At 30.2% G+C, this 11,289-nt stretch carries 15 protein-coding genes; 5 read left to right on the top strand and 10 right to left on the bottom strand.

What is annotated here, in order from left to right; all coding sequences use genetic code 11:
- The 5 genes from ACIQ06_RS15725 to ACIQ06_RS15705 form a co-directional block, all read left to right on the top strand.
- Nucleotides 1-204 (top strand): hypothetical protein (locus ACIQ06_RS15725; protein WP_396147875.1); only part of this gene is annotated, 204 nt, incomplete at its 5' end.
- Between the two features lie 65 nt (nucleotides 205-269).
- A complete protein-coding gene (locus ACIQ06_RS15720) occupies nucleotides 270-914 on the top strand; it encodes a hypothetical protein (protein ID WP_396147874.1) in 645 nt (214 codons plus the stop codon).
- Between the two features lie 217 nt (nucleotides 915-1,131).
- A complete protein-coding gene (locus ACIQ06_RS15715; protein WP_396147873.1) occupies nucleotides 1,132-2,433 on the top strand; it encodes an erythromycin esterase family protein in 1,302 nt (433 codons plus the stop codon).
- Between the two features lie 195 nt (nucleotides 2,434-2,628).
- Nucleotides 2,629-3,447 (top strand): hypothetical protein, encoded by an 819-nt coding sequence (locus ACIQ06_RS15710; protein ID WP_396147872.1) that lies wholly within the window; start codon nucleotides 2,629-2,631, stop codon nucleotides 3,445-3,447.
- Nucleotides 3,448-3,503: 56 nt separating this feature from the next.
- Nucleotides 3,504-3,956, top strand: a complete 453-nt coding sequence (locus tag ACIQ06_RS15705; RefSeq protein WP_396147871.1) for a hypothetical protein — start codon at nucleotides 3,504-3,506, stop codon at nucleotides 3,954-3,956.
- A gap of 51 nt (nucleotides 3,957-4,007) precedes the next feature.
- On the opposite strand, the gene ACIQ06_RS15700 is transcribed toward ACIQ06_RS15705, so the two are convergent.
- The 10 genes from ACIQ06_RS15700 to ACIQ06_RS15655 form a co-directional block, all read right to left on the bottom strand.
- Nucleotides 4,008-4,433 carry a hypothetical protein gene (locus tag ACIQ06_RS15700; protein ID WP_396147870.1) on the bottom strand — a complete coding sequence of 142 codons (426 nt, stop codon included), beginning with the start codon at nucleotides 4,431-4,433 and terminating at the stop codon, nucleotides 4,008-4,010.
- A gap of 5 nt (nucleotides 4,434-4,438) precedes the next feature.
- Nucleotides 4,439-4,897, bottom strand: coding sequence for a hypothetical protein (locus tag ACIQ06_RS15695; RefSeq protein ID WP_396147869.1), 459 nt, complete (start codon nucleotides 4,895-4,897; stop codon nucleotides 4,439-4,441).
- Nucleotides 4,898-4,967: 70 nt separating this feature from the next.
- On the bottom strand, nucleotides 4,968-5,306 hold the full coding sequence (locus ACIQ06_RS15690) for a YtxH domain-containing protein (protein WP_344816727.1): 339 nt from the start codon (nucleotides 5,304-5,306) through the stop codon (nucleotides 4,968-4,970).
- 24 nt (nucleotides 5,307-5,330) lie between these two features.
- Nucleotides 5,331-5,972 carry a porin family protein gene (locus tag ACIQ06_RS15685; protein WP_396147868.1) on the bottom strand — a complete coding sequence of 214 codons (642 nt, stop codon included), beginning with the start codon at nucleotides 5,970-5,972 and terminating at the stop codon, nucleotides 5,331-5,333.
- A gap of 59 nt (nucleotides 5,973-6,031) precedes the next feature.
- Nucleotides 6,032-6,187, bottom strand: coding sequence for a lmo0937 family membrane protein (locus ACIQ06_RS15680; RefSeq protein WP_344816729.1), 156 nt, complete (start codon nucleotides 6,185-6,187; stop codon nucleotides 6,032-6,034).
- A gap of 113 nt (nucleotides 6,188-6,300) precedes the next feature.
- Complete coding sequence (locus ACIQ06_RS15675; protein ID WP_344816730.1) at nucleotides 6,301-6,774, bottom strand: universal stress protein; 474 nt, start codon at nucleotides 6,772-6,774, stop codon at nucleotides 6,301-6,303.
- Between the two features lie 20 nt (nucleotides 6,775-6,794).
- Nucleotides 6,795-7,265, bottom strand: a complete 471-nt coding sequence (locus ACIQ06_RS15670) for a Dps family protein (RefSeq protein ID WP_396147867.1) — start codon at nucleotides 7,263-7,265, stop codon at nucleotides 6,795-6,797.
- A 31-nt stretch (nucleotides 7,266-7,296) separates the two neighbouring features.
- The gene (locus ACIQ06_RS15665) at nucleotides 7,297-9,681 is read right to left on the bottom strand and encodes a glycosyltransferase (protein ID WP_396147866.1); all 2,385 of its coding nucleotides are present in this window, start codon (nucleotides 9,679-9,681) and stop codon (nucleotides 7,297-7,299) included.
- Nucleotides 9,671-10,705 (bottom strand): pesticidal protein Cry7Aa, encoded by a 1,035-nt coding sequence (locus ACIQ06_RS15660; RefSeq protein ID WP_396147865.1) that lies wholly within the window; start codon nucleotides 10,703-10,705, stop codon nucleotides 9,671-9,673. Before ACIQ06_RS15660 ends, ACIQ06_RS15665 begins: the two co-directional genes overlap by 11 nt.
- A gap of 118 nt (nucleotides 10,706-10,823) precedes the next feature.
- Nucleotides 10,824-11,048: a hypothetical protein gene (locus ACIQ06_RS15655; RefSeq protein WP_396147864.1), complete on the bottom strand. Its 225-nt coding sequence runs from the start codon at nucleotides 11,046-11,048 to the stop codon at nucleotides 10,824-10,826.
- Nucleotides 11,049-11,289 lie beyond the last annotated feature (241 nt).

The raw sequence follows: 11,289 nt of genomic DNA, 5'->3' as shown, positions 1-11,289 counted from the left end.
AATTCCAACAAATTTACCGATACAAATAACTGTGGTGTAAATGTCTTTTTTCCTTGCATGAGTAAATTTAAAAAAAATCAAATTTATTTACAAGGTTTTGTATATTTGAGTTGTGCAACATGCACAAACGTTTGGCGCAAATGCGAATTTTTGGTAAATTCAGGTTCACGTTTCGCAAGATATATTATCATTAACAGAAAATAATCAGTTACGAAGTTCACAACTGACGCCAAGAGTGGGAACGTTAGCCGTTACTTTACCCGAAAACTATGAAAAAGAAAAGTATCATTGGAATTCTACTTTTAATAATTATTAATTTAATTTTTATATACCTAATATGCATTTATCCAATTTTAAGTTTTGGCCTAGTAGTTGCTGAGATTGGAGAAGTTCAAGGAAAAGTAATTGAGACAAAAATAACACGAGAAACTATTTTGTTCGTCTTGCTTTTGAGTGTATTCGTATTATCAATTAATTACTTAATTTTCAAAAAATTAATATTAACCAAACGGAATTTTCTATTTAGTTTAGCATTAATCATTATCGGAATTCTAATTTTCTTTCCATTTTATTTAAACTCTAAAAAATCGTTTTTAGATTATCAAAATGGAACAACAAAACTTGGACACTTTATCGAAAAGAATGAAATTGAAAATATTATAGTCATAAAACAAAACGACACGATAATTATTAAAGCTCAAGATATTTTTCTAAATGAAATTGGTCGTGCAAAATATAAAAGAGGAATATGGAAGTACGATAAAAAATATAAAATCATATTTGAAAAAAATGGAATAAAAAAAGATAGTATTTTGTCAAACGGAATTATGTTTGGCGCATTCAAGAATAAACATTTCCAAGTGGAAAAAGATGTAATTAAAAAATATTTTAATACCAAAAAAAGCAACGGCTAAAAGGCGTTTGGCAAGATTGCGAATTATGTAGTAAATTCCACACGCTACCGCTAAAATCCCTTCGCATGGTAACTAAATAAGCTAAAACAGTAATTAAAAAGTAAAAACCATATTAAAATATTTTACAAAAAAATACTATATTTACAATATATGACACGCGAAAGGATTCGCGCGTTAGATAGAGGCTATTTTAAAACCGTATAGATATCATTAATTTATGATTAAAAAAACACTTATAATCTTTAGCTGTATTATAACCCTAAATCTTTATTCTCAGAATAAAGAAACAATAAAATGGTTATATCAAAATTCTATAGAAATTGAAGATGCTAATCCTAATTCAGAAATGTTACTTTTTAAACAAAACGAACCCAGTAAATTTGCTAAGGCAAGGATTTATGGGTTCGGAGAAGCATCACACAACACTAAGGAATTTTTTGATTTAAAAGCCAAGTATTTTAAGTATTTAGTAAAAAATCATGGTTTAAAAATTTTTATAATGGAAGAATCTTACCAAGCTGAATCCGGAATAAATGAATGGATAAGTGGCGGTAAAGGTGATGTAAAAACAATTGCTAATAATTTTAAAACTGTATTTTGGTATACTAAAGAAATTGTGAATCTGTTGGAATGGATGCGAGAATATAATGTAGGTAAATCAATAGATGAACAAATTCGTTTTTATGGGATGGATCCTAAAGGAGGTGAAAAAATTAACCAAGAGATACGAAAATTTATCAATCTTAACAATATCATCATTGAAGAATCCTTGTTAACAGCCGCTGATAGTTGTGCCAATAAAACAATTGACTTTAGTAAAAAAGAAAGTTGGTGGCAAACCCAGATTCCAAAATTGAAAGAACTAAAAAGACAATTACTACAATCAAAAAAAGAAGGTAAAGAATATAGTTCTGTAATAAGAAGCTTAGTTCATTTGATAGGTTATACTGAATATGCCTCATTGGTTGGGGAAAAATATCCAACAAGTACCGAATTTAGGGATTTAAAAATGTTTGAAAATGTAAAATACATTATGGAAGAGGAATCAAAAAATGGAAAAGCATTCATTTGGGCTCATAATGAACATATCAACAAAAGTGAGATGTATTATACTGGTAGTAATATTATTAATTTAGGTCGTCATTTAAAGGATTATTATAAAGATGATTATTACAGTGTAGGTTTTGACTTTGGAACAGGAAGTATAAATGGAAATGTTGTTGATAAAAAGGATGGAATTTATTGGAAAACTTATAATATAGAGCAGCCATTTCAAAAAACATATGCTTACACATTGATGTCTGTTGACAAAGACATTTATTTTGTAGATATGGAAAATGCAAATAAAAATGAGCCAACAAAATTCTTTGAAAAAAAATTGAATCATTTATTGATTGCTGCAGGCGGTTATCAACCTAAACCAATGCATAAGATTATAGTTGGTAGAATATATGCAGAAACTTATGATGGTTTAATTTTTGTAAAAAACATATCAATACCTGATTATAAATTAAACTAAGAATAAAACGGTGTACAACGACGATACCGAACAAATCACTTTTAGTGGTAACTAAATAATCTAAAACAGTAATTGAGAAATAAAAACCATATTAAAAATTTTTATCAAAAAATACTATATTTACAAAACATGACACGCGAGAGGATTCGGGCGTTAGGTAGGAATGTTAGCTGCCATTGTCGAAAACCGATTATGATGAGACTCATATTTTTATTATTACTTTGTTCGCACTATTCAATTGGACAATCCCAGAACGAATACATCATAAAGTATTGTATTGGTCACTACAACTTTGGGAATACTGGAGAATTTGAAAGAATGGAAATTTTTAAATTTAAAGTCAACGAAAAGAATTTTGTTTTAACAGAATTTCAATCTATTTCAAACAAATATGTTTATAACTCTGAATCATTAAAAAACGATAAAAAAGTTGCCGATACCGTAACTAAATTCCTTAATAAAAAAATTGAGAAAAGAGAGATTGAAAACCTCATAAATCAATTAAATATTAACGAAAATAATTTTAATGTTGATTTCTTCAGCTCAAATTTGTCAAAAAAAATATCGCAAAAAGATATTTTAAAAATTGCTGAGAAACGAGAACAAACATATTGGTTTGTAGATGATGAAAACGGAAAAGTAGATGAATTTGGAAAGGAAAAAATGAAAGACATTCGAAATTTTAGATATTTTGGAGAATATATGCAAAGTGTCACGCCAAAAATAGATGAATTCAAAATGGTATCAGATGCTTGGAATTTTGCGGAATTAGGTTTTTCAAATTTAAACTCAGTTTACAGATTGGATTTTCATTCAGTCTTGGGGCAACCAATAATGAAAAATAACAACTCTGATAATTGGAAACAAATAATTAATTTAAACGTCAATCTTATTCTATTAAAAATATTACCAAAAGAATCTCTATTGATTAAAGAAATAGAATTTGAAAATTTAATTGAAAGCTATATAAATTGGTACATTGAAAATAGGAAATGGGAAAGCAACGGTAGCTAACAGCTATTTAGCAAGTTTGCAACTTTGTAGTAAATTGATAATTTAAAATGATAAAAATGAAAGTAAAAAAAATAGTTCTTGGGATTTTTTTGTTTGTAATCGGTTCCTCATTTGCTCAAAATTCGGTTACTGAAATAAATACAAAAAATGGTATAACCTATTTAACAACAGACATTAATTATTCTGTTACAGGAGTTTATCAATATAAAGGTAAGGAACCCATAGTTGAATTAAATGTAGATGGTAGTGGTTTTTATCAAACGGAAGGTGAACAAAAAAAAGCTATTAATTGGGGCTTTGAATGTTCAAAAGATGGCGTTCCAAAGTTTGTTAAGGGATTTGATAGTATCGAATATGTTTTTTATTACAAATACATTTATTCCGATGAAAATGATTCTGAATGGAAAAAAGTAGAATTCTCCATTCATTTAAACTCAATGAAAATGTTTATTAATGGTGAACGAGTAAAGATTTTTACACCTAAAGAAAAACAAAAAAAACTGCCCTAAAGCAGTTTTCCTAAACTAACCAACAATACAAAAAAGTAAAACTAAAAACTTTTAAAACTTATCGGTTTCCAAAACCCTCATGTTTCCGGGATAAAGAACACTTGGGTCATCTTCTGCTGTTACAAAAATCAGTTTTGGTTTAGAGGATGAAACCGTTTCAAATTTTACATGAAGTTTTGATGTGCCAATGATTTGTCCCAAATTAATGTGATTATCATCTTCTGTTAGCATCCAAACAACATACGTCATTCTTGGTGGATTCAATCGTTCTGGTTCTGCCAAATACGAAATTTGTAATTCAATATTATAATTGTTGTTTTTATCTTTTTTTACCGAAACTTCGCCTCTTGCAGCAGGAGTTATAGGTGAATTATTAAAAACTGTTTTCTTAGCACACGAAACACTTACCATTAAAAACAAAATCGAAAGAATCAAAATTACTTGTTTGATACTTATTGAAAATTTTATTGTTTTCATGATGGTTATTTTTTCATGTTACGCGCCGCCATGTTTGAAATAGATTTACCTAAATCATCCATATCGTTGTTAAATTCTACTTTAAACAATTCCCATTTTTCTGAAGTTCCTTGTTGATCATAGTCTTGAAGTTTAGCTTTCAGTTCTTCATTTTTCTCTTCTAATTTGGCTAACTGCTCTGTGTACATTGCTTTATTAGAATCTTTTGAAGCATTGATAGTTACTTTCATCTCATCAATTTGTCGTTGATTTTCATCAAGTTTCAATTCGATACTAGATTTGAAAGTATTGTAATCGCTAACAGAATCTAATTTAGATTGTTGCAAAGCTGCTTCAGCATCAACAACATCTTCTTGTGCGTTTTCTAGTTCGCCTTCTTTAGCTTTTGGAGAATTATTACAACTTACTAAAAGTAAGCCCATAAAACTCATTAAAACCACTAATTTTAAAATATGTTTTTTCATTTTTTTTGAGATTTAAAAATTTTGCAATGGCCTTTATACTAACCAACTCTAAAGTCCACCGCAAAAAATATTATTTAGTAACGTGATCCGAATTCATTTGCAAAAGAGCGTTGGCTTTTTCTTTCAAACTAGAAGAAACGCTTTCAAATTTTCCTTCAACCATACCTTCTAATTCGGCTGCTTTGTCTTTCAACATTTTAGCATCTTTAGAAACCATTTTTTTGAAATCTTTGGCTTCACGACTCATTTTTTTCTTGAAATCTTTAGCCATATCTTCTGCACCACCAGCAATCATGCTTCTTGTTCTTGTTCCTTTATGTGGAGCAAATAAAACTCCAAGAGTTACTCCAACTAATGCTCCAACTACTAAAGAACCAACAATTTTTCCTGTGTTATTTGAATTGTCCATTTTTATATTATTTAATGTTATTTTTTAAAATTTGTAACCAATTGTAGCTTGATACCACATGTTTTTGTAACGTGGTGTTGTAGAATTTCCATCACCGTCATTATTCTTAACATCCCATCCTCCTCTTAATCCGATAACTAAATGGTCAATATTAAAATCGACACCACCTGTTAAACCAAAGATGTTTTTACGTAAATTACTGTTATCAAATTCATCTTGTTGCGATGTAGATAAAGAACCACCAGTAAAATCATCAGTTTGTTTCATTAAGAAAGAAAATTGAGGACCGAACAATAGAGAAACATATTCAACTGGTTTTATAGAAATTAAAATTGGCACATCAATAAAATCTGTTGTTCTAGTCATCTCATAACTGGTTCCTAAAAAAGTACCTGTAGATTTGAATCCTTTTTGAGAATACAAAACTTCTGGTTGAATACCAAATATTTTTCCCAAAGGAACTACTACGAATGCTCCTGCTGCTAATCCGAATTTTCCATCTGCTACGAAATCTTCTCCTTCTGAATCATATACATTGGAGTAATTGGTTCCTGCTTTTACACCGAAAGTCAATTTACCTCGATTGTCTGTTGTAGTAGTTGTTTGTGCGTTCAAACTTGTCGTTGCAAAGGCAACTAATGCGATCATTATGATTGCTTTTTTCATTTTTTTTTATTTAAGTTATATGCGTATTATTCATTATGTTATGCGTATTATTCATGCTATTATAAAACCTTTCTGCCGCTAATTATTCTAAGTAGAATAGCTACAATTGCTATTACTAGTAAAATATGTATTAGACTTCCTGTGTTGTAAACAAAGAATCCTAAAGCCCAAGAAATAATTAAAACCACCGCTATTAAATACAGTAAATTGTTCATGATGTTTGATTGTTTTTAGTTACTATTCAACTCTTTTATTATACATCAAAGGTACTGTGGTGATAAAGGTTTCGTGTTACATTATCAACTATACGTTTTACACATTTACCACATTAATTGTGCTTGTGCTTTGTTGGAATGATAAGTAATGGAATAGAAGTTTGATTCAAAACATTTTCGGTTGTGCTTCCAATTAAAACTTGCTCCAACCATTTTTGACTATGCGAACCCATAACTATCATATCTACTTTCAAATGCTTAGCTGTTTTAAGAATTACTTCAGCAAACTCACCATTCTCAACTAAGGTTTTAATTTTTGAATCGCCTAGATGTTTTTTGATTTTATCTAAATAATAACTTGCTGCATCACTCATACCATCAGCATTCATATATTGATAGAAAGTGGCACTATCAAAATCGCCTATTCCTGTAAAAGGTGAGGTCAAAAAAGAGGTATAATAGACTTCATTTTCAACCACATGAAGTAAAGTCACCTCGGCATGCATAGCTTTTGCAAATGAAAAACCAATTTCTGCCATTCTTGTTGCTGTTGGATTATAATCCAATGCCATTAATACTTTTTTCATTGTGTCCATTTTTATTTTATTTATAAGTGAGAACGTAAAATCCAAGCCATTTTTTCATGCTCTTTCATCAATCCAGTTATAAAATCGGTTGAACCAGCATCGTGAAATTCTTTATCAAATTTGGAGATATTCTCTCTCAAGTTTATAATCACACTTTCATGATCTATCAATAACTCTTTTATAAAACCTTTACTATCGTTTTTCTCACTAGTAACTTCTGTAAGCTGTGTTAAACTCAAAAAATCAGTTAAACTTGCAGGTGTATAAAACCCTAATTTGCGAATGCGCTCTGCTACTTCATCAATAAATTCTTCTAATTGTCTGTATTGTAATTCGAAGAAGGTGTGTTTTTCAAAAAAATCAGGACCTTCTAAATTCCAATGCGCTTTTCTTGTTTTGGTATAAAGTACAAACTCGTCGGCTAAAATTTTTGACAATTCATCAACAACCGATTGACCATTTTTTTCTGTAATTCCGATATGTGCTTTCATTTTTATATTTATTAATAATTAAAATTTATAGTTAAGAAGTTTGAAATACCTCATCATACAATTGCACTTCAACTTTTGAATTTAGAATTTCTTCAAAAACCAATCGCGCCATTAAGTAACTTACTGTTGATTCGGCACCTTGATTCAAATTCACATGATGTTCTTCCAATCCATCATAACATCCGCCTGTTGCTGGATTATACACTATTTGATGTAAATGATTTTTTCCTAAAAACCAATTAAAAGCTATTTCCATTTTTTCTAAATAACTTTCTTCACCATAAGAATTATAAAAAGTATTTAAAGCCAATATAGTATAGGTAACATCAATGGGTTGTTCGCCAAAATCATTAGCTCTTTTATCTTTATGATGCCAACCTTGATTAGAAATGACTTTGATTTGATTGTCTCTAAAAATAATTGAGAGTAAAAAATCGAAAGATGTTTTGGCTATTTTTCGATATAATAAACTTCCTGAACTCATTGATGCATATAACATTGCTTCAGGTAAAAGGCTGTTGGCATAGGTTAAATAGTTTTCAAACCACTTCCAATTTTTATCGGAAACACCTCTGAATTTTGAAACTAAATTATCAGCCAACTGAGTAATCATGATTCTTATAATCTCATTATCTTTCTCTAGATTATAAAAATAAAGTCCTTTAATAGTAAAGGCAACAGCTCTTGGTGAATGAAAAGTTGCTGCATTTCGCAATGCTTTTTCCAAACCAATTTTAGCCACATTTAATAGTTTTTCGCTAAACAAATGCTGATACGAACTAAATTCTCCCAAGGCCCAAATCGCTCTACCATTAGAATCTTCCAGGTTTTCGTTTTGGTTTTTCAGGAAGAAATTTCCTTCTCTATCGACATAATTTAAAAAACTTCCATCTTCTTGCTGACAAAAAATAATGAAATCAAGATAGGTTGTAATTAATTCTAAATCGGCAACGTCTCCTGTTAGCTCATAGTGTTTTGATACAGCAATCAAAGCACGTGCATTATCATCTAGAGTGTATCCAGAATCTAAATCAGGCACTGAAATTTGTGAAAACTGAATCATTCCGTCACTAGTTGTCAATCTTTTAATGTGGTCTAATGAAATTTTAGGTAACTCATATTTCAATTCCACTTTGTGTCTTGCTAAACTACTTTTTGTTAATTCAACATGAGCAATAGCGGCATTTTGCCAAGAAGTTGAACTTATGGTATGCAACGCATTAAGTCGCATTTGTTTTAATAACTTAGGATCAAAAAGCAATTTAATAGTTGCTTCTGCCAACTGCTCTGAATTTTGAAAATCAAAGTTGATTCCGGCACCATCTAATAATTCTTTAGCATGAGGAATTGGTGTTGAAATGACTGGACAACCACAAGCTAAAGCATAAGCTAAAGTTCCGCTCACCGCTTGATTGGGATCTTTTGAAGTGAAAAGATAAATCTTGGTTCGTTGCAAATAATCCATTAATTCTTGTAGTGATAAATAACGGTTTATGAAACGAACGTTATTTTGCAATCCCAATTCAAATACTTTTTCGTATAGCGAATTTCTATATTTTTCACCATCACGTTTAAGAACTTCTGGATGTGTTTTTCCAATAACTAAATAGATAACATTTGGAAATCTTTCAATGATTTTAGGTAAAGCTTCAATGGCAGTTTCAATACTTTTTCCTTCACTTAATAAACCAAAAGTGGAAAGGATAATTCTGTCAGCCAAATGAATTTTAGATTTATTTTGAGCAGTTTCATCTGATGTAACCAAATGCGTTCCATGAGCAATTACAGCAATTTTTTGATTTGCAATTCCATAGTCGCTTTTCAATATTGCAGCAGAAGTTTTAGTCATTACAATAACCGAATCAGAACAATCCACAATCTTGCGAACCACTTTTTTTAATTTTGGATTTGGATTTGGCAAAACCGTATGAAAAGTTGTGGTTATTGGTCTTTTTAAATGTGCCATTAATTTCAATAAATAATTACCATTTTCTCCTCCAAACAAACCAAACTCGTGTTGCAAGAAAATCATGGCTATATTTTTATCAGAGTTTATGCGATTTGCCATCTGAATAAACTGCTCTTTCTCATCGGTTTGAACAGTATATTTTACTTCGTCAGGATAATTATACTCTGTTTCTTTTGCGTTTAAAGCACAAACCTTTAATGAAAAACTATGTCCGAATTTTTCTTGGATAGCATTTCTTAAATCTTGCGTATAGGTTGCTATTCCACATTCTCTTGGTGGATAGGTTGTAATAAATAATATTTCTGGCAGTTCTTTTTTAGCTAATAATGCAAGATTAGACTTTTCTACTATTGGCATTTTGAAAAAATTAATGCCTCTAACGTTATTCAATGCTTCTTTATAAACTATCAGGCTGTTGTTGTAAATTGGAAAAATATTAGCTCTCATGATTAACTTTATTTAATAATAATTCTTTTAATAATTCTTTTAAACTCACTGATGCACAAACAATACAATTGTCTGCGGCACCATAATAAATGTATAATTCATCTTCAAATAGTGCTGTTCCTGTTGGAAAAACTACATTGTTGACAACTCCATTTAATTCATAATCAAATTCAGGAATGAATAGTGGGTTTACTAATCTTGCAATAACTTTTGTTGGGTCATTGATATCCAATAATGCAGCTGCTGCAGAATAAATATAGCCTTCGGATGTATCATAAACTCCGTGATAAATTAGAAGCCAACCTAGTTCGGTTTCAATTGGTGGCGCACCTGCTCCTATATATCCTGACTCATGATTGACACCAACAGGATCAAGAATAATATGTTTATTGAAATGTAAGAAATAGTGATCCCAAAAATCTTTAGTTAACTCTTTCAAATCATTCACCATAACCAATTGAATTCCTGGTCGAATGCGGTGCAAAAAAGCCAATTTACCATCAATCCTTCTTGGAAAAAACGTAACATCTTTATCCCATAAATAGATTTGTTCGTTAGGTTCAAAATGTCGAACGTGTCTAAAATATTTAACGTTCACCAAGTTATTACATTCTGCCAATCGTTTGAATTCATCAAAAGTGTATTTCGGCACTATAATTCCTTGTCTTTCAAACGTTTTTAAATCAGTTGAAGTTACTAAGGCTCCAAGCGCATTTATTCCGTTGTAAGCCGTATAGGTGATATAATAAACACCATCAATTTTTACAATTCTAGGATCTTCAACACCTTTTGATGCATCATCTGTTAGTGGAATTAGTAATGGCGTATTACTTCGCTCAACAACTTTTAATGGTCCATCTAATTTGCAATAACCAACTGTTGAATAATTTCCATTTCTAACCGCTCTATACAACATATGAATTGTAGTTCCTTCTTGCATAATTGCAGGATTTAGAACACTATCATTTTCAAATGCTAAGTCTGTTTTCTTTAAAACAATTCCGTGTTTTTTTACTTCAATCATGACTTTATTTTTTAGTATAAAAAAAGTGCAACATTAGAAACGCTGCACCTTTTTATTGGCTCTTACATGTATTCGTAGTATCTCGTAAACTCTACGTTGCCCATATAATCAAGCCTAATTATGTTGTTACAGGTTGTACTTTTCTAATAATATTAATTACTTCTTCTCTTTTTTTGTGAAGGCGTAATTCCATTCTTTTAATCAAATCATCTTCTCTACCTCTTTCAAATTTTAAATCAGAATCTGTAAGTTGTGGAAACTTCTCTTTCAAATCGTCTGCTTGTTGACTCCAATCTCCTGAAATTTTTAGTGCTTCGGTACTTTTGTTGTTTTTTGCTTCCATGATTGTTATAGATTAAATTGTTTCTTTTTGATATATCAAAGGTGCGATACTTATTCTATAAAAGTGTTATAAGGTTACAACCATAAATTACATAATTCACACATTAACAGAAATATAAGAACAAAAAAAAGCACCACTATTGTAGGAGGGCACTGAAAAAGTCCTTTAAGTAATAAGTATAATAATTTAAGGAGTAGAAAACTTAGTTTTTCTGCTCTTTTTTTTGTATATTTAGCTGTAA

This window comes from Flavobacterium sp., from assembly GCF_044341265.1.
Taxonomy (GTDB): domain Bacteria; phylum Bacteroidota; class Bacteroidia; order Flavobacteriales; family Flavobacteriaceae; genus Flavobacterium.
Note: the sequence above shows the minus strand (reverse complement) of the source record. Positions and strands in the feature narration are given on the sequence as shown.

Bases quoted from the DNA above. Each gene is read 5' to 3' on its own strand.
- ACIQ06_RS15720 (WP_396147874.1), top strand. From the start codon at position 270: ATGAAAAAGAAAAGTATCATTGGAATTCTACTTTTAATAATTATTAAT.
- ACIQ06_RS15715 (WP_396147873.1), top strand. From the start codon at position 1,132: ATGATTAAAAAAACACTTATAATCTTTAGCTGTATTATAACCCTAAAT.
- ACIQ06_RS15710 (WP_396147872.1), top strand. From the start codon at position 2,629: ATGAGACTCATATTTTTATTATTACTTTGTTCGCACTATTCAATTGGA.
- ACIQ06_RS15705 (WP_396147871.1), top strand. From the start codon at position 3,504: ATGAAAGTAAAAAAAATAGTTCTTGGGATTTTTTTGTTTGTAATCGGT.
- ACIQ06_RS15700 (WP_396147870.1), bottom strand. From the start codon at position 4,433: ATGAAAACAATAAAATTTTCAATAAGTATCAAACAAGTAATTTTGATT.
- ACIQ06_RS15695 (WP_396147869.1), bottom strand. From the start codon at position 4,897: ATGAAAAAACATATTTTAAAATTAGTGGTTTTAATGAGTTTTATGGGC.
- ACIQ06_RS15690 (WP_344816727.1), bottom strand. From the start codon at position 5,306: ATGGACAATTCAAATAACACAGGAAAAATTGTTGGTTCTTTAGTAGTT.
- ACIQ06_RS15685 (WP_396147868.1), bottom strand. From the start codon at position 5,972: ATGAAAAAAGCAATCATAATGATCGCATTAGTTGCCTTTGCAACGACA.
- ACIQ06_RS15680 (WP_344816729.1), bottom strand. From the start codon at position 6,187: ATGAACAATTTACTGTATTTAATAGCGGTGGTTTTAATTATTTCTTGG.
- ACIQ06_RS15675 (WP_344816730.1), bottom strand. From the start codon at position 6,774: ATGAAAAAAGTATTAATGGCATTGGATTATAATCCAACAGCAACAAGA.
- ACIQ06_RS15670 (WP_396147867.1), bottom strand. From the start codon at position 7,265: ATGAAAGCACATATCGGAATTACAGAAAAAAATGGTCAATCGGTTGTT.
- ACIQ06_RS15665 (WP_396147866.1), bottom strand. From the start codon at position 9,681: ATGAGAGCTAATATTTTTCCAATTTACAACAACAGCCTGATAGTTTAT.
- ACIQ06_RS15660 (WP_396147865.1), bottom strand. From the start codon at position 10,705: ATGATTGAAGTAAAAAAACACGGAATTGTTTTAAAGAAAACAGACTTA.
- ACIQ06_RS15655 (WP_396147864.1), bottom strand. From the start codon at position 11,048: ATGGAAGCAAAAAACAACAAAAGTACCGAAGCACTAAAAATTTCAGGA.